This window comes from Streptomyces sp. NPDC047042, from assembly GCF_040644035.1.
Lineage (GTDB): Bacteria > Actinomycetota > Actinomycetes > Streptomycetales > Streptomycetaceae > Streptomyces.
Window position 1 is genome coordinate 1 of record NZ_JBEYVP010000073.1, and the last position, 26,863, is coordinate 26,863.

The window sequence follows — 26,863 nt, forward strand, 5'->3', positions numbered from 1 at the left end:
CGTGGGGTCCCCCCCCGGGGGGGGGGCGCCTGGGGGGGCCCCGGGGGGGGCCAGTGGGGGGGCCCGGGGGCCTTTCCGGCCCCCCCGGGGGGGGGGCCCCCCCCGGGCCCCCCCCACCGCAGCCCGGGTGGGCGACACGTTCATGTTCGTGCCGCCCACACGGGCAAACTCCGCCCTACGGCCGGTGGAGGGTGGGAAGCGGTCAGATGAACGAGTTGATCTCGATCGTCTCCGTGCGGCCCGGGCCGACTCCGATCGCTGAGATCGGGGCGCCGGACATCTCCTCCAGGGCCTTCACGTACGCCTGGGCGTTCTTCGGGAGGTCCGAGAACGACTTGGCCTTCGTGATGTCCTCCGACCAGCCGGGGAGGGTTTCGTAGATCGGCTTCGCGTGGTGGAAGTCGCTCTGCGAGTACGGGAGTTCCTCGACGCGCTTGCCGTCGATCTCGTACGCCACGCAGACCGGGATCTGCTCCCAGCCCGTCAGGACGTCGAGCTTGGTGAGGAAGAAGTCGGTCAGGCCGTTCACGCGGGTCGCGTAGCGGGCGATGACCGCGTCGAACCAGCCGCAGCGGCGGTCACGGCCGGTGGTGACACCCCGCTCGCGCCCGATGCGGCGCAGCGCTTCGCCGTCCTCGTCGAAGAGCTCGGTCGGGAAGGGGCCGGCGCCGACGCGGGTCGTGTACGCCTTGAGGATGCCGATGACCCGGTTGATCTTCGTCGGCCCGACGCCCGAGCCCGTGCAGGCGCCGCCCGCGGTCGGGTTGGACGAGGTGACGAAGGGGTACGTGCCGTGGTCGATGTCCAGGAGCGTGCCCTGGCCGCCCTCGAAGAGGACCACCTTGTTGTCGTCGAGGGCCTTGTTGAGGACCAGGACGGTGTCGGCGACGTACGGCTTGAGCCGCTCCGCGTAGGTGAGGAGCTCCTCGACGACCTGGGCGGCCTCGATCGCCCGGCGGTTGAAGACCTTGGTGAGGAGCTGGTTCTTGCCGTCCAGCGCCGCTTCGACCTTCTGCGTCAGGATCGACTCGTCGTAGAGGTCCTGGACGCGGATGCCGACACGGTTGATCTTGTCGGCGTACGTCGGGCCGATACCGCGGCCGGTCGTGCCGATCTTCCGCTTCCCGAGGAAGCGTTCCGTCACCTTGTCCACCGTCACGTTGTAAGGCGTGATGATGTGAGCGTTACCGCTGATCAGGAGCTTGGACGTGTCGACGCCTCGCTCGTTCAGCCCGTTCAGCTCGGAGAACAGGACCGACGGGTCGACGACGACGCCGTTGCCGATGACGGGTGTGCATTCAGGTGTGAGGATTCCGGAAGGGAGCAGGTGCAGGGCGTACTTCTGGTCGCCCACGACTACCGTGTGGCCGGCGTTGTTGCCGCCCTGGTAGCGCACCACATAGTCCACAGACCCACCAAGCAGGTCCGTGGCCTTCCCCTTGCCTTCGTCACCCCACTGAGCACCGAGCAGCACAAGTGCGGGCACGCGCGTACACCCCTTCCGGGCGGGGCATGTCCAGGGTCAGGGGCGTACGCGGCTGAGCTGTTCGGCTCGTGCCTCGTACACCGGCGACCCTCGTCGGCCGCAACTCGTCGGACCCCGGGTGCCCCGGAATAGACCAAGCCCCTGGCGCAATAGCGCAAGGGGCTCTTGCACAAAGATGCTACCCGAGGAAGCGAGGCATGACCGAGGTGGCGACTTCCGACCAGCTTTTCGTGGTCATCGACCCGGTCGCCCGGCGGACGGACGGCGAGTCTGTACGAATCGCGAAAGACGTGCTCAGCGCGGGTGCGAGGACCAAGGTGTGCCTCCCGGACGGGCCCGAGGAATTCGCTCGGGCACTGGCCAGGAGGGGTTCCCGAAGGCCCGTGGTGATCGGCGACGACCGGGCGCTGCTGCGTACGGTCGCCCTGCTGCACCGGCAGCGGGAACTGGCCGGATGTGCACTGTCCGTCGTCCCGGTGGGGGCGTCCGGTGTGCTGTCCCTCACGCGTTCGCTGGGGGTGCCCACGGGCGCGGTGGCCGCGGCACGGGCCGTCCTCGAGGGCGCCGAACGCCGGCTGGACCTTCTCGTCGACGACAGCGACGGGGTGGTGGTGGGCGCGGTGCGGATTCCGGCGGTACGGGGGCCGGGCGGCGGTGCGGTGGATGTGGACGCGGTGGACGGGGTGGACTCGGGGGAGGCGTCCCGTCCCTGGCTGCGGAGCTGCCGGTCCCTGGTGCGGACGCTGGCGGTACGGCCGGTCCGGGGGGCGCGGGTGGCCCCGCCGGCGGGGGGCCCCGGGCCTCGGCCCTCGCGGCTGCGCGTCGAGGTGGACGGGGTGACTCTCGTGGACCTCGACCAGCCGGTGCAGGGGGTGACGCTGACGCCCGGGGCGCCCGGGGCGGCGGGGGGTGCGCGGGTGGAGGTGCGGCCGGTGTCGGTGGGGGCGGAGGCTTCGCCGCTCGGGGCGGTGGGGGTGCGGGTGACTGTTTCGGGGGCGGATTTTCGGTATCGGGTGGATGCGGGGGTGGTGAGTGGGCCTGTGCGGAGGCGGACGTGGGTGGTGCGGGAGGGGGCTTGGGGGCTGACGTTGCCGGGGTGAGTTTTTCCCGCCCCCGCCGCCCCTACCCGTCCCATCCTCGGGGGCGCTGCCCCCGAACCCCCGCTCCTCAAACGCCGGAGGGGCTAGATTTCCAGCCCGTCCGGCGCTTGAGGACGAGCGCGTTCAGCGCGAAGGGGGGTCTGGGGGCGCAGCCCCCAGGGATGGGACGGGTAGGGGCGGCGGGGGCGAGTCGTCCTTCAGGGTCACCCCCGTCAGGCCCAGCTCCCGTGCCCGGCCCATCAGCGCCGCCAGCTTCCCCGCCGCCGTCTCATAACTCAGCCCCAACGGCGGCCGGATGTTGGACAAGCAGTTGCGGTCCGCGTCCGTGGTCGTGCCGGGGCGCGGGCCGTACGTCAGGTACGCGCCCAGCGAGTCCGCCGCCGACATACCGGGCCGCTCCCCGATCAGCACGACCACCATCGCCGCCCCCATCGCGTACGCCACATCATCGCCGAGAGCAACCCGCCCCTGCTCAGCCAGAATCACCGGCGCCACCCGCCACGCCGGAGGCAACAGCGCCGTCGTCGCCCGCACCATCGGCGCCGCGTGCTCGTGCACCGCGCGGCTGGACAGCCCGTCGGCCACGACGAACACCACGTCCCAGTCGCCGCCAGGCAGGTGGGCGCGGTCGATGTCGTCGAGACGGCGCCCCAGGTCGGGACGCTGGAGGTACGTGAGCCGGTCACCGGCGGCGCTGCGTACGCGTACCGTCGGTTCGCCCGTCAGGCCGGCCGCTACGATCTCCGGCTCGAAGGGCGAGTGCACCGCGTCCCGGGCTGCGGCGTGCGCGGCCTGCAGTTCCAGGCGGTGGCGGGTGGGGAGCGCGGAGCCGGCGCGGCCCAGGCCGATCCGGGCCTGCGTGTGCCGCCGTAGCGCCGCCCACATCGTCAAGTCATCCGAGGGCAGGGCAAGTTGACGATCCGTCATGCCGCCAGCTCCTTTCCGATCGCCGTCAGCGGATGTGCCGTACCGGAGACGTCCCGGATCGCGCCCCGCTCGTCCAGCAGGCCGATGCCGTCCAGCCACGCCTCGAACTCGGGTGCCGGGCGCAGCCCGAGGACGTCGCGGAGGTACAACGCGTCGTGGTAGGAGGCGGATTGGTAGTTGAGCATGATGTCGTCGCCGCCCGGTGTGCAGATCACGAAGGACGCGCCCGCGACTCCGAGCATCGTGAGCATGGTGGCCACGTCGTCGTCATCGGCGTCGGCGTGGTTGGTGTAGCAGATGTCCAGACCCATGGGCAGGCCGAGCAGCTTGCCGCAGAAGTGGTCCTCGAGGGCGGCGCGCAGGATCTGGCGGCCGTCGTAGAGGTACTCGGGGCCGATGAAGCCGACGACGGTGTTCACGAGCAGGGGGTCGTAGCGTCTGGCGACCGCGTAGGCCCGCGCCTCCACCGTCTGCTGGTCCACACCGTGGTGCGCGTCGGCGGACAGCGCGCTGCCCTGCCCGGTCTCGAAGTAGAGGGCGTTTCGACCGACCGTGCCCCGGTTCAGCTCCGCCGCCGCCGTGTGGGCCTCGTCCAGCAGGCCCAGGGTCACCCCGAAGGAGGCGTTCGCGGCCTGCGTACCCGCGATGGACTGGAAGACCAGGTCGACCGGCGCCCCGCGTTCCATCAGGTCCACGCTGGTCGTGACATGGCACAGCACACAGGACTGGGTCGGGATCGCGTACCGCTGGATGACCCCGTCGAGGAGTTCCAGCAGGTCCCGTACGGCCTGGGGGCTGTCCGTGGCCGGGTTGATGCCGATGACCGCGTCGCCCGAGCCGAGGAGGAGGCCGTCGAGGAGGGCCGCGGCGACGCCCGCCGGGTCGTCGGTCGGGTGGTTGGGCTGGAGGCGGGTGGCCAGTCGGCCGGGCAGCCCGATGGTCGACCGGAAGGCGGTCACCACCCGCACCTTCCGCGCCACCGCGACCAGGTCCGCGTTCCCCATCAGCTTGGACACCGCCGCCACCATCTCGGGCGTCAGCCCGGGCGACACGGCGGCCAGCGTCTCGGCGTCCGCCGCGTCGGACAGCAGCCACTCCCTGAGCCCGCCCACCGTCAGCCCGGACAGCGGCGCGAAGGCGGCCGCGTCGTGCGTGTCGATGATCAGCCGGGTCACGTCGTCGGCCTCGTACGGGATCACCGGCTCGGCGAGGAACCGGTCCAGCGGCACCTCCGCCAGCGCCCAGCGCGCCGCGACCCGCTGCTGCGCGGAGTCGGCGGCGAGGCCGGCGAGCCGGTCGCCGGAGCGTTCGGGGCTCGCGGCGGCGAGCAGACGCGCGAGGGAGTCGAAGCGGTAGCCGTGGCCGCCGAGGGTGGAGGTGTACGTGCTCATGGCGGTGACAGTACGAGCCACGTGTTGCCGCCAGATTTCTAAAGGTCTGGTTGACAAACATTTAACGCCCCGACACCCTTGACCGACTCATTCGGACTGCAGAGTTCCACTCCACCGGCAGCACAACCAGGAAGGGGCCACCCGATGGCAGTGGACGAGGGCGTAGCCCCGGCGGAGGGTACGAGCACGGACTCAAGTCCGGGCGACGGCAGCACGGTTCACCGGCTGAAGCCGAACGCGATCGGGCTGCTGGGCGTGGTCTTCATGGCCGTCGCCACCGCCGCCCCGATCACCGCGATGACGGGCAACGTGCCCTTCATGGTGTCGGCGGGCAACGGCATCGGCGCCCCGGCGAGCTACCTCGTGGCAATGGTCGTGCTGGCAATCTTTGCCGTCGGTTTCACCTCGATGGCGAAGCACATCACCTCCACGGGCGCCTTCTACGGCTTCATCTCCTACGGCCTCGGCCGCACGGTCGGCCTCGCCTCCGGGCTGCTCGCCACCTTCGCGTACGTCGTCTTCGAGCCCGCCCTGATCGGTATCTTCTCGACCTTCGCGACCACGACCGTGGAGGACCAGACGGGCGTCCACGTCCCCTGGTGGGTGTTCGCGATCATCATGCTCGCGATCAACGCCACGGGAACCTGGTTCGGGGTGTCGGTGGCCGAGAAACTGCTGGTCGTCCTGCTCGGCACCGAGGTGACGATCCTCGCCGCGATGGCGATCTCGGTCGCCCTGCACGGCGGCGGCCCGAACGGCTTCACCTTCGGCCCGGTCAACCCGGTCAACGCCTTCCAGGGCACCAGCGCCGGCCTCGGCCTCTTCTTCGCCTTCTGGTCCTGGGTCGGCTTCGAGTCGACGGCGATGTACGGCGAGGAGTCCCGCGACCCGAAGAAGATCATCCCCAAGGCGACGATGATCAGCGTCCTGGGCGTCGGCGTCTTCTACGTCTTCGTCTCCTGGATGGCGATCACGGGCAACGGCGAGGCGGCGGCCGTCAAGGCGGCCTCCTCCGCGAACCCCCTCGCCCTGTTCTTCGACCCCACCGAGCACTACGTCGGCCACTGGGCGGTCGTCGTCATGCAGTGGCTGATGATCACCGGCTCGCTGGCCTGCGGCATGGCCTTCCACAACTGCGCCGCCCGCTACATGTACGCCCTGGGCCGCGAGGGCGTCCTCCCCTCCCTTCAGCGGACCATCGGCCGCACCCACGCCTCCCACGGCTCCCCGCACATCGCCGGCCTGGTCCAGACGATCATCAGCGCCCTGCTGCTGATCGGCTTCTGGGCCGCGCACAAGGACCCGTACACGGGTACGTACGTCCTGCTGGCCATCCTCGGCACGATGGCGATCCTCGTCGTCCAGGCCGTCTGCTCCTTCGCGGTCCTGGTCTACTTCCGCAAGAACCACCCGGAGAGCCGCCACTGGTTCCGGACGTTCACCGCCCCGCTCATCGGCGGTGTGGCGATGCTCGCGGTGGTCGTCCTGCTGGTGTCCAACATGGGCGTCGCGGCGGGCCCGGAGTCGGACTCGCTGGTGCTCAGGGCGACCCCGTGGCTGGTCGCGCTGATCGCGGCGGGCGGCATCGGCTACGCCACCTACCTCAAGCGACGCGCCCCCGAGCGGTACGCGCTGCTGGGGCGGACGGTGCTGGAGGAGACGAAGGAGCGGTAGCGCTCCGCTGGGGGCGCTGTCGAAGGACCGCCGTTGAAAGAACCGTCGTTGGGGAACTGCGGGTCGGCTGTGGCTGGTCGCGCAGTTCCCCGCGCCCCTTTTGGGCGCGCCCCCTTTGGGGCGCGCCCTTTGGGGCGCGTTGTCACTGTCCCTGGCCGAAGGTCCTGGCGCGCTCCTCCCGCCACCGTTCCATCAGCTTGACCAGCTCACCCTCCAGGAACTCGAAGAAGGCGAGCGTCTCGGCGATGCGCTGCCCGCCGGGCGTCTCGGCGCCGAGGCTGTCGACCCCGACGCGCAGCGTCTGCTCCCAGCGTTTCAGCACCGCGTCACGGTTGGTGATCGCCTCGTACCACTGGTCGCTGTGCACCCGGTACCGCTCGCGCCGCGAGCCGGGTTCGCGCTCCCGCGACACCATGTGCACCTGGGACAGATAACGCACCGCGCCCGACACGGCAGCCGGGCTGACCTGGAGCTGTTCGCCGAGTTCGGCGGAGGTGAGGGCGCCGGCGTCGGAGGCGAGCAGCGCGGCGAACACGCGGGCGGCCATGCGCTGCATCCCGGCCTCGACGAGCTGCGCGGCGAAGCTCTCGACGAACCGGGACACCGCCTCGGGATCGCGGCCGGCCTCTGCGGCATCATCCGACTCAGGTTCCGTCGTCATGCGCCGAGTCTAACTGCCCTTCACACGCTTCCTTAACTTCACAAATTTCTGAAGTAAGCGTACGTTCGGAAACATGACGAAGGCCAGCCCCGCTGTCGAGGTATCCGGACTCCACAAGTCGTTCGGCAGGACGCACGCGCTCGACGGTCTCGACCTGACCGTGGAAACCGGCGAGGTGCACGGCTTCCTCGGCCCCAACGGCGCCGGAAAGTCCACGGCGATCCGCGTCCTCCTCGGTCTGCTGCGCGCCGACTCCGGCACCGCCCGCGTCCTGGGCCGCGACCCGTGGGCCGACGCGGTGGAGGTGCACCGCCGGATCGCGTACGTCCCCGGTGACGTCACCCTCTGGCGCAATCTCTCCGGCGGCGAGGTCATCGACCTGTACGGCAGACTGCGCGGCGGCGGACTCGACAGGGGCCGCCGGGCCGACCTGATCGACCGGTTCGAGCTCGACCCGACCAAGAAGGGCCGCACCTACTCCAAGGGCAACCGCCAGAAGGTGGCGCTGGTGGCGGCGTTCGCGTCGGACGTGGACCTGCTGATCCTCGACGAACCGACCTCGGGGCTCGACCCGTTGATGGAGGAGGTCTTCCAGCGCTGCGTGGAGGAGGCACGGGACAGGGGCCGTACGGTCCTGCTCTCGTCCCACATCCTCAGCGAGGTCGAGGAGTTGTGCGACCGGGTCAGCATCATCCGAGGCGGCCGGACCGTCGAGAGCGGCACCCTCGCCGACCTGCGCCACCTCACCAGGACGAGCATCACGGCCGAACTGGCGGGCACACCCAACGGGTTGGCGCGTCTGCCGGGCGTCCACGACCTGGACGTACGTGGTGGTCGGGTCCAACTCCAGGTCGACACCGACAAGTTGGACGCGGTCCTGCGCTCACTCACCGAGTCGGGCGTACGGTCGCTGAGGGCGACACCACCAACCCTGGAGGAGCTGTTCCTGCGCCACTACCAGGACGGGTCGCAGCCGCAGGCCTCGCCGTCCGGGGCGGTGACCCGATGAGCGGCACCACGACGACCACCGTTTCACCCTTCGCGGTACGTTCCGTCGGAGCACGCCAACTCGCGGGCACCGGCACGCTGTTGAGGTTCAACCTGCGGCGCGACCGGGTGATGATTCCGGTGTGGGTGGCGGTGACGGCCCTCATGGTCCTCTCCCTGCCGGGCTCCCTGGAGAGCGTGTACTCCACCCCCGCCGAACGCGCCGACATCGCCCGCCAGCTGCTCGCCAACAACTCGCTGCGGGCCACGTACGGCCCGGTGTTCAGCGACTCGATCGGCGGCCTCACCGCCTGGCGCATCGGCGGTTACGCGGCGATCCTGGCCGGCGTCATGAGCCTGCTCCTCGTCGTACGGCACACCCGCGACGAGGAGGAGAGCGGACGCCAGGAACTGATCTCGTCGGCGATGGTCGGCCGCCGGGCCCCGCTGACGGCGGCCCTGCTCACCGCCCTCATCGCGAACGCCACGCTGGCGCTGCTGATCGCGGGCGGACTGGCCGGCCGGGGCTCGTCGGGGGCACTGGCGCTGGGCCTGGGCATCGGAGGCGTGGGGGCGGTCTTCGCCACCCTGGCGGCGATCGTCGCGCAGTTCACGGAGAGCGCTCGGCTCGCGAAGGGCCTGACGGGCGGCCTGCTCGGCGGGGCGTTCGTACTGCGCGCGGCGGGCGACTCGGCGACGAACGACGGCTCGTCGCCACTGACTTGGCTGTCCCCGATCGGCTGGCTGGAGAACGTACGCCCCTTCGCGGCCGAACGCTGGTGGGTGCTGGGCCTGTTCGTGGCAGCAACAGCTCTACAGGGCCGGCTGGCCTACGAGTTGGCGGGCCGCCGGGACGTGGGCATGAGCTTCTTCCCGAGCCGCCCGGGCCCGGCGACCGGCCGTCTCCGCACAACCGGCGCGCTGGCCTGGCGACTTCAACGGGGTGCGGTCCTCGGCTGGAGTCTCGGATTCCTCGCGGCGGGGATCGCCTTCGGCGGGCTGACGAAGGGCGCGGCGGACCTGGTCGGCGACAACGCCAAAACCCGGCAGATCATTGAGCGGATGGGCGGCCAGTCGGGCATCGAGGACGCGTTCCTGGCCACGATGGCCGGTCTGTTCGGCATGGTGGCGGCGCTGTTCATCGTCTCGTCCGTACTGCGCCTGCACGCCGAGGAAACCTCCGGGCGGGCCGAGCCGCTCCTCGCGAACGCGGTGGGCCGACTGCGCTGGGCCGGAGGCCACCTGGCGGTCGCCTTCGGCGGCACGGTACTGATCCTGCTGCTGAGCGGCCTGGGCCTGGCACTCGGATACGGCGCCGAGTGGGGCCCGATCCTCGGGGCAAGCCTGGCCCAGGTCCCGGCGGTGTGGGTGCTGGGCGGACTGGCGGTAGCGCTGTACGGCGTCTCACCTCAACTGGCCATGACAGCTTGGGGCGTTGCGGGCTCCGCGCTGCTGCTGGGCTGGATCGGCCCGGCGCTCGACGTACCCCAGGGAGTACTGGACCTGTCCCCGTTCGGGCACCTGCCGAAGCTGCCGGGCGGGGGGATGGAGTGGGCGCCGGTGGTGATGCTCACGGGGATCGCGGTGGGACTGGTCGCCGCCGGGCTGGCGGGGGTGCGGAGGCGGGACCTGAGTACCTGATCGCTGGCGCGCGGGAACCTCCAGCAGCGCATGCGCGTCCATGCCGGGCATGGGACAACGCGCGCAGGCCGCCGCAGGATGTCTGACCGTCACCGCCGGGGTGGTCGCGGGGCTGGCGGTCTGGTACGTCCGGGCGCAGGGGCGGGTCCGGCGCTTCGAGCAGGGCCCCGACTGGAGTGTGTTCTACGCCGAGTTACCGCTGCTCGTCATCGCCGGGATCGCCGCCGGTCTGGGCGTCTGGGCGGTCGTGCAGGGCGTCAGATCCCGGCTCGGATCCCGACGCTCAGCCCCTCCGGCTCCCTGATCAAGTCATACGGCCTGTCCTCGCCCTCAGTCGACGTACCGCTTGAGTTCCTCGGTGTCGAGTTCGATACCGATGGGCGCCGGGAGAGACACCTTCGCGCCGAAAGGCTTCTTGTCGGCGCTGCGGTACCCGAGGCCCGGGGCCGGATCGCCGTACAGCGTGACGGAACAGTCGTCCGTCCGTTGATGAACTCCAACCTGACGGCTTCGAACTCCTTGGCCGAACGAGTGATCAGCCGCTATTTCCGCCCGATCTCCACCCGCAACCCCTCCAACCCCCTGATCACGAAGTTCGGCTTCCGAGCCGGTTCCTCCGCCAGGGTCAGTGTCGGGGCCCCCTCCAGCAGTGCCCCCATCGATGCCGCCAGCTCGATCCGGGCCAGCGGAGCGCCGATGCAGTAGTGGATGCCCGCGCTGAAGGAGATGTGCGGGTTCTCCGGGCGGGTCAGGTTCAGGGTGTCCGGGGCTGTGAAGACCGCCGGGTCGTGGTTGGCCGAGCCGAAGAGGAGGGCCACCTCGCTGCCTCTCGGGATCACCGTCCCGTCGATCTCGATGTCGTCCAGTACCCAGCGTTCGAAGAGCTGCAGCGGGGTGTCGTACCGCATCAGCTCCTCCACCGCCGAGGGGATCAGGGAGTGGTCCGCGCGCAGGGCCGACAGCTGGGCGGGGTTTCGGAACAGCGCCCACCAGCCGTTCACCGTCGCGTTGACCGTCGCCTCGTGGCCCGCGTTGAGCAGCAGCACGCACGTCGAGATCATTTCCTGTTCGGTCAGCCGGTCGCCCTCGTCGTACGCGGCGATCAGACCCGAGATCAGGTCCTCCCCCGGCTCCTTGCGGCGGGCCGCGATCAGCTCGGTGAGGTACTGCGTGAACTCCTCCGACGCCCGTACCGCCTTCGCCGCCGTCTCCTCGGACGGGTTCAGCTCGTACATCCCGCAGATGTCCGCCGACCAGGGGCGCAGGGGGGCGCGGTCGGACTCCGGGATGCCCAGCATCTCGGCGATCACCGCGACCGGCAGCGGCTCCGCCACGTCCGTCAGCAGGTCGCCGCCGCCCGTTGCCGCCAGGTCGGCCACCAGTTGCCCCGCGAGCTGCGACACGTACGGCTTCAGGCCCTCCACCGTGCGCGGGGTGAACGCCTTAGACACCAGGCGGCGGATACGCGTGTGGTCCGGCGGTTCCAGGTCCAGCATGCCGTGGTCGTTGAGGGTGTGGAACGGCTCGTGTTCCGGCGGGGGTGCCGTACGGCCGAAGTCCTCGTGGGTGAAGCGGTGCTGGTAGGTGCGGCCGAGGCGGCGGTCGCGCAGCAGCGCCGAGACGTCCGCGTGGTGCGGGACCAGCCACTGGTTCGTGGGTTCGTAGTACACGACCCTGCCCCGGGCCCGCAGTTCGGCGTACGCGGGGTACGGGTCCGTGACGAACGCCGGGGCCCAGGGGTCGAAAGCGAGGTCCGAGGAGGGGTCGGAAGCGAGGCCGGAAGCGGGGTCGGAAGGAGCTGCCATGCGTGGACGCTAGCCCGAGCCACCCCCATCTGACCAGGGACGTCTTACCCCACGAACACCTGGACCAGCCCCGGACCAGCCCCGGACCCTAGTCCAGTTCGATCAGGCGGGAGAGCGTGTACGCGGCGAGGCCCTGGCCTGCGGCGACGGCGTCGCTGTTCTTGTCGCCCGCCGCGCCCGAATTGGGGCCGGCGACCGTGCTGTAGAGGTAGCGCCCGTGGACTGCGCGGGTGACGGCGCAGGAGACCTTGCTACAGAAGTCCGGGATGCCGGACTTGCCCGTGAGCGGCCTGAGCCTGCCCTTGAAGGCGGCGGCCGCGGCTTGGGCGTCCGCGGCGCTGGGGAAGGCCATGACGCCCGCGGTGACCGTGGCCGTGCCCGAGGTGTAGGTCGCGAGTGCCACATCGGAGCAGTGGTTCTTGTTCAGGACCGGGCCGAGACCGCTCTCGCTGGCCTTCCAGCAGGGGCTCTCGTGGGACGTGGTCTTCCGCACGAAGTCACGTCCGTTGACCGGGAGCTTGGTGGCGGTGAACATGTCGCTGCCGCGCATGCTGGGGGCCGGCGCGGCACTGGCGGTGCCGCTCGAAGAGGGGCTGACCGGCGGCGTCACGCCGCCGCTCTGCTGCGCGACAACGTCGGTGCCGGCGTTGTCGTCCTTCTTGCCGGTGGCAAGGGTCGCGGCGACGAAGGCGACGGCCGCGATGAGCGCGGCGCCACCGACGATGGAGCCGGTGATCACCAGCCGCTTCTTGCGCCTGCTCCTGGCCTCCTGCTCTTCCGCCAGCGCCACCCAGTCCGGCCGGCCGTAGTCCGGGGCCCAGGGCGGGGCGTAGGGCGGTAGCTGCTGCGGAGCCCGCGGCGGGTAACCCTGCTGGGGCGAAGGATAGCCATAGCCATAGCCCGGCTGCTGGGGGTCCTGGGGTCCCTGTGGGGTACTCATGGCCTGGAGGCTTCGCCCTTCCGATCACTCATTTGGGTGAATGTTAGCGCCGAGTGTGTACAAAGGGCAGTCGATAACATCACTGCGTGACGACGTTGGCGACCGGCCACGAGCGTAGGTGCAGTGAGTCGAGTCCGTGCCGGAACGCCGCCTTCGTTGTCGGATTGATGTCGAACCGGTAGTCGTACTGCCCCCCTTCGTCCACGCTGTGCTGGAACCACACGAAACCGATCACGTTGGGGGTCGCCTTCAGCCAGCGGAACAGGTCGGCGGTCCAGCCGGGCTGCTGCGACCCGGGCGACGACCCGGTCTCCGTGAGCAGAACCGGTTTGCCGGAGAACTGCCTGACTTCGTCGAGCGTGGGCTGAAGCACCTCGGTGGCCGTCTTCTCACCGAAGCCGTACCCGTCGATGCCGACCCAGTCGACGTAACGGTCGCCCGGGTAGAGCGGCTTCAGTGCGACACCCTTGGCCCCGCGGAGCGCGTTCGGGCTCCAGATCCAGATCACGTCGGTCGCGCCGACGGCCTGGAACAGGTCGTGGATGTGCCGGTACGCCTTCACGTAGTCGCCGCGGGAGTTGCCGCTGTTGACCTCCGACCAGGGGTACCAGTCCCCGTTCATCTCGTGGGCGAAGCGCAGCGCCAGGGGACGGCCGGTCGCCTTGACGTCGCGGGCGAACTCGATGATGTACGAGTCGTAGTACCCCGAAGTGATCCGCTTCAGCGAGTACTGCGGCTGGTCGCTGTCCAGGTTCGCACCACGGGGCTCCCAGGTCAGGAGGGGCAATGCGCCCTGCTTGTAGCTGAGTTCGGCGTCACTGGCCGAGAACGACTGCTTCCACCCCTGGTAGTACGACAGGATTCTGGGATGCCGGCCCGACGCCCGGTACGCCGCCGCCGTGGTCGCCCGCGCCGGAGCGTGGAACGTGGAGACGCCGAAGTACTGCCCGTCCGGGTGCAGATACGTTTCCTTGCTCTCCGCCTTGATCTCCGTCCCCGACGCGGACGGGGACGGGGAGGACGAGGACCCGTCCCAGACCTGGACAACCGTTTCGTCGCCCCCGGAGGAGCACGAGACGAGTCCCAGGAGCAGCAGACCTGTCAACACGCCCGCCCGGACGCGTCTGCGACCGGTCCGCCACACGGTGAGGGGCTTCATTCCCGTCCGTTCTCTCATGTCGGCCCAACAGCATCTCATCCCGCGCTGTTACGGCCGTCCGAGTGCCCGGTATGTCCAGCCGGCCGCGCGCCATCCCTCGGCGTCCAGGATGTTGCGGCCGTCGATGATCCGCGCGTGGGCGACGACTTCGGCCACGGCACGCGGGTCGAGGGCCCGGAACTCGGGCCATTCGGTCAGATGCAGGATCAGGTCCGCGCCACGGGCGGCGTCGAGCGCGCCGACGGCGTAGTCCAACTCCGGGTGCTTCTTACGGGCGTTGTCCACGGCCTTGGGATCGTAGACGCTGACCGTGGCTCCGCGGCGGTGCAGCTGCTGGGCGATGTCGAGCGCGGGCGAGTCCCGTATGTCGTCCGAGTCGGGCTTGAAGGCGGCGCCCCACACGGCGATCCGGCGCCCCGTCAGCTCACCCGCGCACAGTTCGTCGGCGAGGGTCAGCACCCGCTCGCGGCGGCGCAGGTTGATCGCGTCCACCTCGCGGAGGAAGGACAGGGCCTGGCCGACGCCCAGCTCTTCGGCGCGGGTCCTGAACGCGCGGATGTCCTTGGGCAGGCAGCCGCCACCGAAGCCGACCCCGGCGTGCAGGAAGCGCCCGCCGATCCTGGTGTCGTACGACAACGAGGCCGAGAGCTGGGCCACGTCCGCGCCGGTCGCCTCGCAGACCTCGGCCATCGCGTTGATGAAGGAGATCTTGGTGGCCAGAAAGGCGTTGGCCGCGGACTTGACCAGCTCGGCGGTGGGAAGGTCGGTGATCACCAGCGGGACGTCCGCCTCCAGCAGCGAGGCGTACACCTCGCGCAGCAGACGCTCGGCGGCGGGGGCGCCCGGGCCGATGCCGAAAACCAGCCGGTCCGGGCGCAGGGTGTCCTGGACCGCGATGCCCTCGCGCAGGAACTCCGGGTTCCAGGCGAGCTCCGCCTGTGCGCCGACCGGGGCCAGTTCCGCGAGCCGGGCCGCGAGCCGGGCCGCCGTGCCGACCGGCACCGTGGACTTGCCGACCACGAGGGTGGGGCGCCTGAGGTGCGGGGCGAGCGATTCGATCACGGCATCGACGTACCGCAGGTCGGCGCCCATGCCGTCAGGCCGCTGCGGGGTGCCCACACACGAGAAGTGCACCTCGCCGAACTCGGCGGCCTCCTCGTACGAAGTGGTGAAGCGCAGCCGTCCGTTGGCGACGTTTCTGGCCAGCATCTCGGCCAGACCCGGTTCGTAGAACGGGACCTGTCCGGCCTGGAGCGCGGCTGCCTTGTCCGGCTCCACATCGACCCCGAGGACGTCGTGGCCGAGTTCTGCCATGCATGCGGCATGGGTGGCACCGAGGTAGCCGGTCCCGATGACGGTGAGGCGCATTGCCGATGACCTTCCGGGGTGCTGGGAGCTGACCGTCAGTCCCGTGGATTCGGCGAGAGTAGCCCGAAGAGCACCGGATTCACACAACTGTTCGCCAGGCCTCGGCAGCCGGGAGACTTGACTGCGCAAGCTTCCTCGGTCGAAACGCAACTCCATGTCACCAGCGAGTAAAATCTGTCGATCTTAAGAGGAGATAGTGAAGATAATCGGATTTACATCTATTGCCCCCGGCTACAGTCCATGCAGCATGCCGCATCGTGGCGGCCCGTAAGGATCGGTACGACACAAGACATGCTGGCGTTTCTGCTTGAGCTACGCGAGTTGCGGCTGCACGGGGTTGTCTACCCCTTCGCCGTCTTCATGGCACTCATCTGGGTCCTGTGGGTGATCAAGGTGGTCCTCGCGCGCCGGTACAAGCCCTGGAAGCGCACTCACGAGGCGACCACCTCGGTGATCATCCCGGTGGTCGACGAGCCCGAGGATCTCTTCCGTGAGGTCGTCGGCCGGATCATCGAACAGCGGCCGACCGAGATCATCGTCGTGATCAACGGCCGGCGCAACGAGGCGCTCGAGCACATCTGCGACGACCTGGGTGTCCTATGGCACTGGACGGAAATCCCCGGCAAGCGAAACGCCCTCAAGGTGGGCCTGGAAGCGTCGACCGGCGAGATCGCGGTACTGGTCGACTCCGACACCATCTGGACCAAGAACACCCTCAGTGAACTGCTGAAGCCGTTCCGCGATGCCGACGTCGGCGGCGTGACGACCCGTCAGCGCATCCTCCAGCCGAGCCGGACCGTGCTCACCCGCTGGGCCGACTGGCTGGAGAGCGTGCGCTGCCAGTACTCGATGCCGGCGATGAGCGTGCTCGGCACCGTCGGCTGCCTGCCCGGCCGCACCATCGCCTTCCGCAGTCACATCCTCTTCGACTGCATGGACGCCTTCCTCGGCGAGAAGTTCCTCGGTGTCTTCCTGGAGGTGAGCGACGACCGCACGCTCACCAACTACACGCTCAAGGCCGGTTACCGCACCGTCTACCAGTCGACGTCGCTGGTCTACACCGACGCCCCGCTCGAGCTGAAGAAGCTGGCGAAGCAGCAGTTCCGCTGGGCCCGCGGCTCGCAGTACAACACCCTGCGGATGATGCCGTGGATGCTGCGGCACGCGAAGATGCTGGCGCTGTTCTACGCCGCTGACGTCGCCGTGCCCTTCGTGCTGCTCGGGACCTTCGCCTCCTGGGTGGTCGCGGCGTTCCACAGGGGCCGTCCCGGCATCTACCAGGACCTGCCGCTGCCCAGCGACCCCGCCAAGTCCCTGGTCCTGCTGGTGGCCCTGGCGGCGCTGATGTCCCTGATCTCGATCATGATCCGGTTCGGCCGGCACTTCGCGTACCGGCCGCAGGATCTGCTCTTCCTGCCCACCTTCATGGTGATCAACACTTTGCTGCTGCTGCCGGTGCGTCTGCTCGGGTTCTTCCGCTGCGCGCACAACGCGAGCTGGGGCACGCGCGCGGACAGTTTCGCCGGGGAGAAGTCCCGTACTCCGCTTGTCCTGGTGCCGTATCTGATTGGAGGACTCATGCTCGGGGGGTCGGTGATGATGAGTGTCTAGCGTCAACGGGCGACGGAAGAAGAGCCAGAAGAAGCTGCACTGGTGGAGCCGGGGCAGCGGTATCCGGCTCAGGGTGTGGATGGCCGTCAACGCGGTGCTGCTCAGCGCGCTGTCGTACGGCGTGTACGCAGCCGTGACCTCCAACGCGGAGAGCGGCGGCTACACCGGGCTGGGTTCCGGCGTGAGCGACCCCGGGCTGATGAACCGGCTCAAGGGCGACAACGGTGCCACCATCCCGAGCAAGAACCAGTTCCTGAACCCGGACGGCGTCTACTTCGGCGCGGCCACCGTCAAGGCCCCCTACGACGCCAGGGAACTCGCCGGCTTCACCACCGACACCGGCGGTATCCAGCCGACCATGGCCTCGTACTTCCTGACGTGGGGCCAGAAGTTCAACCCGTACTCGATCACGGCCGCCTACTCGCACGGCACACTTCCGGTGCTGACCTGGGAGCCCTGGAAGGGCGGTGTCCAGAACCCGCGGGGCGGCACCATCCTCGACACGAACATCGTGCAGCCCGAGTACCGGCTCTCCAACATCATCAATGGCAGGTTCGACAGCTACATCACGTCCACGGCCAAGTCCGTCGCCAAGGCCAGGATGCCGCTGGTGCTGCGCTTCGCCCACGAGATGAACGGTGCCTGGTACCCCTGGTCGGAGAAGGTGAACGGCAACCACAAGGGTGACTACGTCAAGGCGTGGCGGCACGTCCACGACCTGTTCGACAAGGCCGGCGCCACCAACGTGATCTGGGTCTGGTCCCCGAACATCATCCGTCCGGTGCCCAAGACCGAGCTCAAGCCGTTGTACCCGGGTGACGACTACGTCGACTGGGTCGGCATGACGGGTTACGGCGTTCACGAGAAGTCACCCGAGATCACCTTCGGGCCGACGATCAAGCAGATCCAGGGCTTCACCCGCAAGAAGATCATGATCATGGAGACCGGCGCGCAGATCGACGACGAGCAACTGAGCTGGGTCAACGCCTTCTTTCCCTGGCTGAAGAAGAACCCAAACGTCATCGGTTTCATCTGGATGCAGAAGGACCGTGACACCGGCGCCCGGGCGAACTGGCGGTTCACCTCCAGCACGGCGGAACAGCAGGCGTTCCAGAGTGGCCTGGCCGGCCTCGACCTCACCACCGGAGAGCCGGTCGGCGCGTCGAGCAGCACCTCGTCACGGAGCAAGCCATGAGCGACCGGCATGCCGGCGACGGTCACGTCACCGACGAATACGTCACCGACGAATACCTCACGGACCAATACGTTCTGAGCCCCGAATCCCCTGACAACACCGTCCCGCTCCGCATCATCCCGCAGCCGCGCCACGAGCGGGCCGGACACACGGATTCCGGCGCTTCCGAGCCCGGCCACCGGCGCCGCCAGAGCGAGCAGCGCCGCAGCGGCATGGGCCCCGGCGTGACCATGCTGCCGCCCGCCCTGGTCACTCTCGGCCTGGGCGCGTACCACCTGGCGACCACCCAGGTACGGGAGGACGAGTCGGCCACCTGGTGGGCCACCCATCTGTCCTGGACCGACCTGGGACGACTGCTCGACAACACGGACGTGGTGCTCGCCCCCTACTACGTGCTGATGCACCTGTGGGTCTCACTCGTCGGCAGCTCCCCCGCGTCCCTGCGGCTGCCCTCGCTGCTGGCGATGGCCGCGACCGCGGGCCTGCTGGCGCTGCTGGGCCGCCGGATGTTCGACGCGCCGACCGGACTGGCCGCCGGAATGGTCTTCGCCGTCCTCCCGGTCACCACCCGCTACGCGACGGATGCCAGGCCGTACGCGCTGTCCGCCCTGGCCGTGGTGATCGCGGCGCTGCTTCTGTACCGGGCGCTGGACCACCAGGGCGCGGACCGCTGGGGCGGCTATGCCTTCGGCATGCTGCTCACCGGGCTGTTCCATCCGGTCGCCGCCACCGTGGTCGTCGCCTACCTCGTGCTGACCATGACCAACCAACGGCAGCGCCTCGGAGCCTGGTTCGCGGTGACCCTGGTGCCCGTCGCCCCCCTGCTCGCGGTGCTGATACTGGCCCGGGGCCAGAACCACCAGGACCCGCAGAGCGGGACCGGCATCGAGTCGCTGCTGCACCTGCCCCAGGATCTGCTGGGGTCCTCGCATGCCGCCGCAGCCGTGGGCGCACTCGCCGTCCTGGGCCTGCTGCTGAGCCGGAAGACCGGACTGACACTGCTGGTGTGGGCGGTGCTGCCGCCGCTGGCGCTGTTCGGCCTGCGGCCGTACGTCAACCTGTTCACCCCTTCCTACTTCGTCTTCACCGTGCCCGCCGTGGCCCTGCTCGCGGGCGCCGGGCTGTGCGGACTCGCCAAGGCACTGCCCGGCCAGGCCCAGAGAGTGCCGACGCGGCAGGTGGCGGCCGGCCTGCTGGGCGCCGCCGCCGTCGCGGCGGTGTCGGTGCCTGCCTTCCTGCCGCTGCGCACGGACGTGCAGGCGGGCCGGCCGGACTTCCGGTCGGCGGCGGTCTATCTGCGCGGGCAGCAGAAGACGGACGACGGCATCGTCTACGGCGGCGACCAGGCGCCGTTGATGCGTGCCCTGGCGTACCAGCTGCGCGACGTCCCGAGCCGGCCGCGCGCCGTGTACGTCACGGTGTCACCGCAGCAGGACGGTACGTACACCGGACGGCCCTGCTCGGCACCGGTGGTCTGTACCGAGGGCGTCCAGCGGATCTGGCTGGTCACCACCGCGGACACCGCCGACCCGTACGCGGGGATGACGAAGGCGGAGGCGGAGTACCTCCAGACCCATTACGCGGTGGCCGACGCACGGGAGTTCGCCGGTGAGCTGCGGGTCGCGCTGCTGCGACGGGTGCCGGCGAAGGCCGGCGCGTAGATCCACGGTAGATCCACGATGGAGAGATCGATGTCCGACGGCACCGGCCGTACTGACGGAAATGACCAGCACGACGACACCGACAGCGACGCCGGGCAGAGACCGGGCAGCGTGACGGGGCGGCTGAAAGTCGCCGTCGGGGGTTTGGTCGCCGCCCTGGTGATCGGCGTGGGCTCGTACGAGCTGGGCAGCGGCGGGCACGACGTCGCCGGCTCGACCACGAGCGACGCGGGCAGGAAGGTGAGCCTGACTCTGCCGACCTCGTCGGCCGTCGTCCCGAGCAAGTCCTCGCTGGTGGCTCCGCCAAAGGGGTCGAAGTACTTCGGGGTCTCCGCCCCTCACGCGCCATGGCGGTCCTCGGCCCTCTCCGCGGTCGGCAAGGCCGCGGGCGGGGTCACCCCCAACATGGTCCAGTACTTCATCAACTGGACCAAGGGCTTCGACCCGGGAGCCGTGCGAGCCGCCTATGGCCAGAACGCCCTGCCGGTGATCACCTGGGAGCCCTTCGAGGGCCGGGCCAAGGGCACCCAGCAGCCCGCGTACTCCCTCGCCACCATCATCGACGGCGAGCACGACACCTACATCAGGACCTTCGCCAAGGCCGTCAAGGAGAACGGCTGGCCGGTGGCGCTGCGCTTCGGCCACGAGATGAACGGCCACTGGTATCCCTGGGCCGAGCGCAACGGCGTCAACAAGCCCGGCGAGTTCGTTGCCGCCTGGAAGCACGTGCACGACATCTTCCGCCAGGTCGGCGCGGACAACGTGATCTGGGTCTGGTCCCCGAACACCCTGCGCGGCGCCGACCCGGTGAGCCTCAAGTCGCTGTACCCGGGCGACGCCTACGTCGACTGGGTCGGCATGTCCGCCTACGACGTCACCGAGTGGACGGCGAAGCAGCTGATCGACCCGACGCTCGCCGACATCCGCACCTTCACCGAGCGGCCGCTCCTCATCACCGAGACGGGCTCCCAACCCGGCGCGCAGAAGGCCGCCTGGACCGCCAGCCTCTTCCCCTGGCTCAAGAGCCATCCGGACGTGATCGGTTTCGTCTGGTTCCAGTACACCCGCGCCCAGGGCGGCGGCGCCGACTGGACCTTCAGCTCCACCGCGGCCTCCCGGGACGCTTTCCGCGAGGGCGTCAAGACACTCGAGCTGACCAAGGTGCCGGGCGGTCACTAGACGCCGCCGAAGTCGGGTAGCCCGGCGCCGTGCGTGGCTCAGCCCGGCGTCACCAGCCGGGCCTCGTACGCGAACACCGCCGCCTGCGTACGGTCCCGCAGGCCCAGTTTCACCAGGATGCGGCTGACATGCGTCTTGATCGTCGACTCGGCGACCACCAGCCGCCCCGCGATCTCCACGTTCGACAGCCCCTGCGCGATGAGCACCAGCACCTCGGTCTCCCGGTCGGTCAGATCGCCGTACGCCGCCCGCGCGCCCGGCATGAGACGCGGTGCCTCGGAGAGTTTCGAGAACTCGGTGATCAGGCGCCGGGTGACCGAGGGGGCGAGCAGCGCCTCCCCGGCCGCCACCACCCGTACCCCGTCGGCCAGTTGACGTGCCGACGCATCCTTCAGCAGGAAGCCCGACGCGCCCGCCCGCAGCGCCTGGTACACGTACTCGTCGAGGTCGAACGTCGTCAGCACCAGCACCTTCGACGTGCCGTCCGCCGCGACGATCTCCCGGGTCGCCTCGATACCGTTGAGCTCGGGCATCCGGATGTCCATCAGGACGACGTCCGGGGCGAGTTCGCGTACCCGGTGCACCGCCTCGCGGCCGTTCACCGCCTCGCCGACGACCTCGATGTCCGGCATCGCGTTCAGCAGCACGGAGAAACCCTCGCGGACCATCATCTGGTCGTCCGCGATCAGTACCCGGATCGTACGGGCGCTCATGCCCCCGCTCCGTGGTCCTCGTCGGAGACGCTCGTCGCCGGCAGGAAGACGGTGACCTCGTAACCCCCGTCGGCTGTCGGGGTCGTTGTCATCTCACCGTTCAGCATGGAGACCCGCTCGCGCATCCCCGTGAGGCCCTGCCCAGCGCCCTGCGTCGGCGTCTGCTTCACGAACGACACCTCGGCAGCGGGGCCGTTGACTATCCGCAGCCCCAACCCGCCCAGCACGTAACCGATTTCGACGCGCGCGCCCGCACCCGGCGCGTGCCGGAGCGTGTTGCTCAACGCCTCCTGCACGATCCGGTACGCCGACAGCTCGACGCCCTGCGGAAGTTCACGCACCGCGCCCGTCACCACCTTGTCGACGGCGAGGCCGGTCTCCCGCACGTTCGCCAGCAGCACGTCGAGGTCGGCGAGGGTGGGCTGCGGCGCGTCGGGAGCCTCGTAGTCCTCCGCCCGTACGACGCCCAGGACCCGGCGGAGTTCGGTGAGCGCGGCGACCGCGTTCTCCCGGATCGTCGCGAAGGCCTTGGTCAGCTCCTCGGGCGGGTCCTCCACCCGGTAGGGCGCGGCCTCCGCCTGGATGGCGACGACCATCATGTGGTGGGCGACGACGTCGTGCAGCTCACGCGCGATGGTCGTCCGCTCCTCCAGCAGTGTGCGCTTGGACCGCTCGTGCGCGGTCACCGTCTGTTGCGCGGTCACCTCCTCCTCGGCGGCCCGGCGCACCAGCAGCACGGTCACCACGAGCAGTGACAGCGCGGAGAGAAAGAGGAAGGGCACGGCGTTGCTGCTGAAGTAGCGACCGCCGAACAGTGCCTCGGCGGCCATGCAGTACACCGCCGTCAGCGCCCACATCCAGGCGGCCGTACGCGGCCGGGTCCGGGCGGCCACGACCGTCAGCACCACCAGATGGGCGACGAAGCTCGCGGGCAGCCACGGCCAGTCACCGCTGTTGGACTGGCCGACGGCGGCGACGACCGGGACCGAGGCCAGGGAGAACCAGAAGGCCCCGACCGGCCTGACCAGCGTCAGCAGGATCGGCGCCGCCGAGAACAGGGTCATGACCAGCGCTTCGAACAGGTGCCCCTCGCTGTCGGCGAAGGAGACGAGCACGGCCAGCATCGCGGCCGCGCACACCAGGGCGTGCCGCGACCAGACGGCGTGATGGCGCAGCCGCCGGGGCAGCACCCGGGCGATCCGGCCGGGCTTGGCCCTCGGGGGCAGCGGGCGGTAGGCGAAGGGATTGTCCAGCAGGTCGGCGCGCAGCCCCGCGAGCGCGTCCATGGCCACCCGGAACTCGGGGCTGCTCGACAGACCGTCGCCCGAGCGGCTGGGGCCCGGGTCTGTCTGCGTGTGGGTCGTCTCAGTCACATACAGCACGGTAGGCGGCGGCCGGGCCGAGGTCGTCAGCAGTGAGAGGGGTTCTTGGCCATCCGTCTCAGGTACTACGGCCGCCCCACCCACTCCCCCTCCCCTCCCTCTCCGGTCCTCACCAGGCCAGCTGGGCGATCTCCTCCGCCACCACCGCGCACGCGTCCGCCGCCGGGTCGATCAGCGGGAAGTGCCCGACGTCCGCCAGCAGCGTCAGCCCGACCACCTCACCGGCCTTCGCCGCCGCGTCCGCGTACGACTCGGCGACGATCTCCGGTACGACCGTGTCGGCGCGCCCCTGTACGAGGGTGGTCGCGATGCCGGTGGGGAGCAGCAGCGCCGGGTCGGCGTAGGGCTGACGCTCGGCGAAGTGCCCTTCCCCGCCCAGGAGTTGACGGGCGGCGTCGGAGCAGACGTCGAACTTGCCCGCGACGGTGAAGTCCGCGATGGGGGCGAGAGCGACCACGCCGCGCAGGGGTGCGGGGCGGGCCAGGAACCAGGGCGCGTCGGCGGGGAGCAGGTGCCGGGCGGCGACCCACAGGGCCAGATGTCCGCCCGCCGAGTGCCCGGTGACGACCGTACGGCGCGGGTCGGCCTGCGGGAGGTGGGCCGCGGCGAGCGCGGGCAGGGCGTCGAACGCCGCCGCGAGATCGTCGAAGGTGTCGGGCCACCGCCCGGCGACAGCGGGGTCGTCCTGGCCCCGCCGGTACTCCACGTTGGCCACGGCGAACCCGCGCCGGGCCAGGTACCCGGCGAACGGTGTGATGTGCCGACGGTCGTACGGCGCCCGCCAGGCACCCCCGTGCACCACGACGACCAGCGGCACGTGAGCATCGTCCGGCAGCGGCTCGGGGCCGCGCGGGGCGTAGAAGTCGATCACCTGGTCGGGGTGGTCGCCGTACGCAGCGGTCGCGTCGGGGTCGACGGGCGGGTGCGAGAAGGCCGACTTCTCCTCAGCCGCGCGCGCGTCCGCGGCACTGGCTCCCGCGGCACCGTGCTCACGTGCTACGGCATCGTCCGACATTGTCCAACCTCCCAGCGACGTAAAGGATTTGGCGGACCTGAAGAGAATTCGGCCGTCGCCGGGACGCTATCAGGCCGAATGACGTGCCCCGACCCACGGAAGTGACACCCGGTGAGGCTCTGGGTTCCACTGGGACCCATATGTCCACCGGGACGGGGGCTGCTCAGCCGGCCACAACCTCGCCCAGCACCCGAGCCGCCCGCTCCACGTCCGCGAACCCGACGTACAGCGGTGTGAAGCCGAAGCGCAGCACGTCCGGCCGTCGGAAGTCGCCGACGACGCCCCGCTCGACGAGCCGCGCCATCACCTCACCCGCGTCCGCACACCGCAGCGCGATCTGGCTCCCTCGCTCTCCATGCGCGACCGGCGTCACCGACTCGACGCGACCCTCCGGGACGTACTCGTCGACGCACTCCAGGAAGAAGTCGGTCAGGGCGAGGGACTTGGCCCGTACGGCGTCGATGCCGACCCCCTCCCAGACGTCGAGGGCCGACTCCAGGGCGAGCATGGAGAGGATGTCCGGCGTACCGACCCGCCCGCGCGTCGCACCCGGGGCGGGGGCGTACTCGGGCCGCATGCCGAAGGGGTCGGCGTGCGAGGTCCAGCCGGGCAGCGGCGAGTCGAACCGTTCCTGGTGCCGCTGGGCGACGTACAGGTAGGCGGGCGAACCGGGCCCGCCGTTCAGGTACTTGTAGGTGCAGCCGACCGCGAGATCCACCCCGTGCTCGTCCAGCCCGACCGGCAGGGCGCCCGCGCTGTGGCACAGGTCCCAGACGGCCAGGGCACCGGACGCGTGGATCGCGGCGGTGAGGGCGGGCAGGTCGTGCAGCCGGCCGGAGCGGTAGTCGACGTGGTTGAGCAGCACCGCGGCGGTACGCTCGCTCAACTCCCCCACCACCGCGCCCGGTTCGAGCGCACGCAGGGTACAGCCGGTCATCCGGGCGGCGGACTCGGCGATGTAACCGTCGGTGGGAAAGGTGGTGGCGTCGACAAGAATCTCTTCACGCCCGCCACCCGTCGTGTCACGCGCAAGCCTGACAGCTCCCACAAGTGCCTTGAAGACATTGACACTTGTCGAGTCGCCGACGACGACCTGCCCGGCAGCCGCACCCACCAGCGGAGCGATACGGTCACCGATCCGCTCGGGCGCGGTCCACCACCCGCTCTCGTCCCAGGACCGGATACGCAGCTCACCCCACTCCCGGCGCACGACATCGTCGAGCCGTCCGGGGACGGAGGCCGGCAGCGCGCCGAGCGAGTTCCCGTCCAGGTAGGTAACCCCGTAGTCGAGCACGAACTGAGCACGCACCTTGGCGAGTTCGTCGCGCGCGTCCAGCTCCGCGGCCCTGTCGGCAGTGGAGGGCAACAGCTTCCGGGTGGGCGACTGCTCAGACATGGGACCTCGCCGTCCACAGCTCGGGGAACACGTTCTTCTGCGCGCGCTTCTCCAGCCAGGCCACCCCGGCGGAGCCGCCCGTACCGGCCTTGGCGCCCATCGCCCGCCGGGTCGCGACGAGATGATCGTTGCGCCAACGCCACACCAGCTCGGCGACGTTCGTCAACGCCTCGCCGAGACGGGCGAGTTCGGCCTCCGGGTCACCGGAGTAGAGCGCGGTCCAGGCGGCCTCGACCTCGGCCGAGGGTTCGTACCGCTGGGACACGTCCCGGGACAGCACGGCGTCCGGGACCTCGTACCCGCGCCGGGCGAGGAGCCTCAACACCTCGTCGTACAGGCTGGGTTCGTGCAACGCCTTCTCCAGCTCGGCGTACACGCGCGGCGCGGCCCGATGGGGCACGAGCATCGACGCGGACTTGTCGCCGAGCAGGAACTCCATCCGCCGGTACATCGCGGACTGGAACCCGGACCCCTCACCGAGCGCGGCACGGTACGAGTTGAACTGGGCGGGGGTGAGCTGGGCGAGGGGACGCCACGAGGCGTTCAGCGCGTCCAGCTCACGCACGGAACGCTTGAGCGCGGCGATCGCGGTGGGCACGTCGTCGCCGCGAAGGGCCTTCGCGGCGGTCTCCCACTCGTGCACGATGACCGTGAACCACAGCTCCATGACCTGGGTGGTCACCAGGAAGACCATCTCTCCGGGATCGTCGGAGAGGGTGTGCTGGAGGTGGGTGAGGACGTCGGCCTGGACGTAGTCCTCGTACGGGGTGGTACCGGCGAAGTCGAGATGCGGGGTCTCGGGCTCCGAAGCCTCGGGGGGCTGAGCCTGGAGGGACATCGCTGTCTCCTGTTGTACTCCGGGTAGCGGTCCGCCCCTGCCGAATTCCGACACGGGGGCCCCGGTCCCCGGGGCATTGAACACAATCGTCCCCCGAGTACGCAAGGCCCGCCTGTTCACAGGCGGGCCTTCCTTTACAGACAGAGGGTCACTGGTTGAGCGTCTGGGCCGCGGTCGGCGAGGAGTCCTTCAGGAACTGGGTGCAGCGCTCGTACTCCTCCTTCTCGCCGATCGAACCGGCGGCACGGGCGAGGGCGTGCAGGGCACGCAGGAAGCCACGGTTCGGCTCGTGCTCCCAGGGCACGGGTCCGTGACCCTTCCAGCCGGCGCGGCGCAGGGAGTCGAGGCCGCGGTGGTATCCGGTACGGGCGTAGGCGTACGACTCCACGACGCTGCCGCGCTCGAACGCGTCGTCGGCGAGCTGGGCCCAGGCGAGGGAGGAGGTGGGGTACTTGGCGGCGACGTCGGCGGGCGCGGTGCCGCCCGCGAGGAGCTCGCGGGGTTCGGGGTGATCAGGGAGGTGCGTGGGGGCGGGCCCGCCGAGCAGGTTTTCGTGAAGGCTCATGGGGTCCAGTCTGCTGCATCGCCCCCGCCGCCCCTACCCGTCCCATCCCGGGGGGCTGCGCCCCCAGACCCCCCTTCGCGCTGAACGCGCTCGTCCTCAAACGCCGGACGGGCTGAAAGATCAAGCCCCGGCCGGCACCATCCAGCCCCTCCGGCGTTTGAGGAGCGGG

General features: G+C 70.0%; 23 protein-coding genes. 9 read left to right on the plus strand and 14 right to left on the minus strand.

Going from position 1 to position 26,863, the window contains the following annotated elements:
* Positions 1–202 precede the first annotated feature (202 nt).
* Positions 203–1,486 carry an adenylosuccinate synthase gene (locus tag ABZ855_RS46400; RefSeq protein WP_360819476.1) on the minus strand — a complete coding sequence of 428 codons (1,284 nt, stop codon included), beginning with the start codon at positions 1,484–1,486 and terminating at the stop codon, positions 203–205.
* A gap of 197 nt (positions 1,487–1,683) precedes the next feature.
* Here ABZ855_RS46400 and ABZ855_RS46405 point away from each other — a divergent pair, with 197 nt between their 5' ends.
* Positions 1,684–2,586 (plus strand): diacylglycerol kinase, encoded by a 903-nt coding sequence (locus ABZ855_RS46405; RefSeq protein ID WP_360819478.1) that lies wholly within the window; start codon positions 1,684–1,686, stop codon positions 2,584–2,586.
* 123 nt (positions 2,587–2,709) lie between these two features.
* Here the strand turns inward: ABZ855_RS46405 and eutC are convergent, their stop codons facing one another.
* Positions 2,710–3,513: an ethanolamine ammonia-lyase subunit EutC gene (gene eutC, locus ABZ855_RS46410; RefSeq protein ID WP_360819481.1), complete on the minus strand. Its 804-nt coding sequence runs from the start codon at positions 3,511–3,513 to the stop codon at positions 2,710–2,712.
* Entirely contained in the window at positions 3,510–4,904 is a 1,395-nt protein-coding gene (locus ABZ855_RS46415) for an ethanolamine ammonia-lyase subunit EutB (protein WP_360819484.1), read from the minus strand. Before ABZ855_RS46415 ends, eutC begins: the two co-directional genes overlap by 4 nt.
* A gap of 144 nt (positions 4,905–5,048) precedes the next feature.
* Between ABZ855_RS46415 and ABZ855_RS46420 the strand changes: the two genes are divergently transcribed.
* Positions 5,049–6,578, plus strand: coding sequence for an APC family permease (locus ABZ855_RS46420; RefSeq protein ID WP_360819487.1), 1,530 nt, complete (start codon positions 5,049–5,051; stop codon positions 6,576–6,578).
* Between the two features lie 142 nt (positions 6,579–6,720).
* Here ABZ855_RS46420 and ABZ855_RS46425 read toward each other — a convergent pair whose 3' ends face one another.
* Complete coding sequence (locus ABZ855_RS46425; protein ID WP_360819490.1) at positions 6,721–7,239, minus strand: MarR family transcriptional regulator; 519 nt, start codon at positions 7,237–7,239, stop codon at positions 6,721–6,723.
* A gap of 73 nt (positions 7,240–7,312) precedes the next feature.
* Here ABZ855_RS46425 and ABZ855_RS46430 point away from each other — a divergent pair, with 73 nt between their 5' ends.
* From ABZ855_RS46430 to ABZ855_RS46440, 3 genes are read left to right on the plus strand one after another with little or no spacing between them, the layout of a single operon-like run.
* The gene (locus tag ABZ855_RS46430; protein ID WP_360819493.1) at positions 7,313–8,248 is read left to right on the plus strand and encodes an ABC transporter ATP-binding protein; all 936 of its coding nucleotides are present in this window, start codon (positions 7,313–7,315) and stop codon (positions 8,246–8,248) included.
* The gene (locus ABZ855_RS46435; protein WP_360819496.1) at positions 8,245–9,867 is read left to right on the plus strand and encodes an ABC transporter permease; all 1,623 of its coding nucleotides are present in this window, start codon (positions 8,245–8,247) and stop codon (positions 9,865–9,867) included. The genes ABZ855_RS46430 and ABZ855_RS46435 overlap by 4 nt, the downstream gene beginning before the upstream one ends.
* 49 nt (positions 9,868–9,916) lie before the next feature.
* Positions 9,917–10,171, plus strand: coding sequence for a hypothetical protein (locus ABZ855_RS46440; protein ID WP_360819498.1), 255 nt, complete (start codon positions 9,917–9,919; stop codon positions 10,169–10,171).
* Between the two features lie 238 nt (positions 10,172–10,409).
* Here ABZ855_RS46440 and ABZ855_RS46445 read toward each other — a convergent pair whose 3' ends face one another.
* The 4 genes from ABZ855_RS46445 to ABZ855_RS46460 form a co-directional block, all read right to left on the minus strand.
* Positions 10,410–11,672, minus strand: coding sequence for a cytochrome P450 (locus tag ABZ855_RS46445; RefSeq protein WP_360819501.1), 1,263 nt, complete (start codon positions 11,670–11,672; stop codon positions 10,410–10,412).
* Positions 11,673–11,760: 88 nt separating this feature from the next.
* Positions 11,761–12,612 carry a hypothetical protein gene (locus ABZ855_RS46450; protein WP_360819504.1) on the minus strand — a complete coding sequence of 284 codons (852 nt, stop codon included), beginning with the start codon at positions 12,610–12,612 and terminating at the stop codon, positions 11,761–11,763.
* 79 nt (positions 12,613–12,691) lie between these two features.
* Positions 12,692–13,771: a glycosyl hydrolase gene (locus ABZ855_RS46455; protein ID WP_360819507.1), complete on the minus strand. Its 1,080-nt coding sequence runs from the start codon at positions 13,769–13,771 to the stop codon at positions 12,692–12,694.
* Between the two features lie 48 nt (positions 13,772–13,819).
* A complete protein-coding gene (locus ABZ855_RS46460; protein WP_360819509.1) occupies positions 13,820–15,139 on the minus strand; it encodes a UDP-glucose/GDP-mannose dehydrogenase family protein in 1,320 nt (439 codons plus the stop codon).
* A 291-nt stretch (positions 15,140–15,430) separates the two neighbouring features.
* On the opposite strand from ABZ855_RS46460, the gene ABZ855_RS46465 reads away from it, so the two are divergent.
* Genes ABZ855_RS46465 through ABZ855_RS46480 form a run of 4 tightly spaced genes read left to right on the plus strand, consistent with a single transcriptional unit; the run spans position 15,431 to position 20,785 of the window.
* Positions 15,431–16,750, plus strand: a complete 1,320-nt coding sequence (locus ABZ855_RS46465) for a glycosyltransferase family 2 protein (RefSeq protein WP_360819511.1) — start codon at positions 15,431–15,433, stop codon at positions 16,748–16,750.
* Complete coding sequence (locus ABZ855_RS46470; protein WP_360819514.1) at positions 16,743–17,945, plus strand: glycosyl hydrolase; 1,203 nt, start codon at positions 16,743–16,745, stop codon at positions 17,943–17,945. The genes ABZ855_RS46465 and ABZ855_RS46470 overlap by 8 nt, the downstream gene beginning before the upstream one ends.
* The gene (locus ABZ855_RS46475; protein WP_360819517.1) at positions 17,942–19,606 is read left to right on the plus strand and encodes a glycosyltransferase family 39 protein; all 1,665 of its coding nucleotides are present in this window, start codon (positions 17,942–17,944) and stop codon (positions 19,604–19,606) included. Before ABZ855_RS46470 ends, ABZ855_RS46475 begins: the two co-directional genes overlap by 4 nt.
* A 30-nt stretch (positions 19,607–19,636) precedes the next feature.
* Complete coding sequence (locus ABZ855_RS46480) at positions 19,637–20,785, plus strand: glycosyl hydrolase (RefSeq protein WP_360819520.1); 1,149 nt, start codon at positions 19,637–19,639, stop codon at positions 20,783–20,785.
* Positions 20,786–20,823: 38 nt separating this feature from the next.
* Here ABZ855_RS46480 and ABZ855_RS46485 read toward each other — a convergent pair whose 3' ends face one another.
* The 6 genes from ABZ855_RS46485 to ABZ855_RS46510 form a co-directional block, all read right to left on the minus strand.
* A complete protein-coding gene (locus ABZ855_RS46485; RefSeq protein WP_360819523.1) occupies positions 20,824–21,498 on the minus strand; it encodes a response regulator transcription factor in 675 nt (224 codons plus the stop codon).
* Positions 21,495–22,871: a histidine kinase gene (locus tag ABZ855_RS46490; protein WP_360819526.1), complete on the minus strand. Its 1,377-nt coding sequence runs from the start codon at positions 22,869–22,871 to the stop codon at positions 21,495–21,497. The genes ABZ855_RS46485 and ABZ855_RS46490 overlap by 4 nt, the downstream gene beginning before the upstream one ends.
* 118 nt (positions 22,872–22,989) lie before the next feature.
* A complete protein-coding gene (locus ABZ855_RS46495; protein ID WP_360819529.1) occupies positions 22,990–23,895 on the minus strand; it encodes an alpha/beta hydrolase in 906 nt (301 codons plus the stop codon).
* A gap of 163 nt (positions 23,896–24,058) precedes the next feature.
* Positions 24,059–25,291 carry a kynureninase gene (kynU, locus tag ABZ855_RS46500; protein ID WP_360819532.1) on the minus strand — a complete coding sequence of 411 codons (1,233 nt, stop codon included), beginning with the start codon at positions 25,289–25,291 and terminating at the stop codon, positions 24,059–24,061.
* Complete coding sequence (locus ABZ855_RS46505; protein ID WP_360819535.1) at positions 25,284–26,129, minus strand: tryptophan 2,3-dioxygenase family protein; 846 nt, start codon at positions 26,127–26,129, stop codon at positions 25,284–25,286. The genes kynU and ABZ855_RS46505 overlap by 8 nt, the downstream gene beginning before the upstream one ends.
* Positions 26,130–26,277: 148 nt before the next feature.
* On the minus strand, positions 26,278–26,694 hold the full coding sequence (locus ABZ855_RS46510) for a DUF3151 domain-containing protein (protein WP_360819538.1): 417 nt from the start codon (positions 26,692–26,694) through the stop codon (positions 26,278–26,280).
* Positions 26,695–26,863 lie beyond the last annotated feature (169 nt).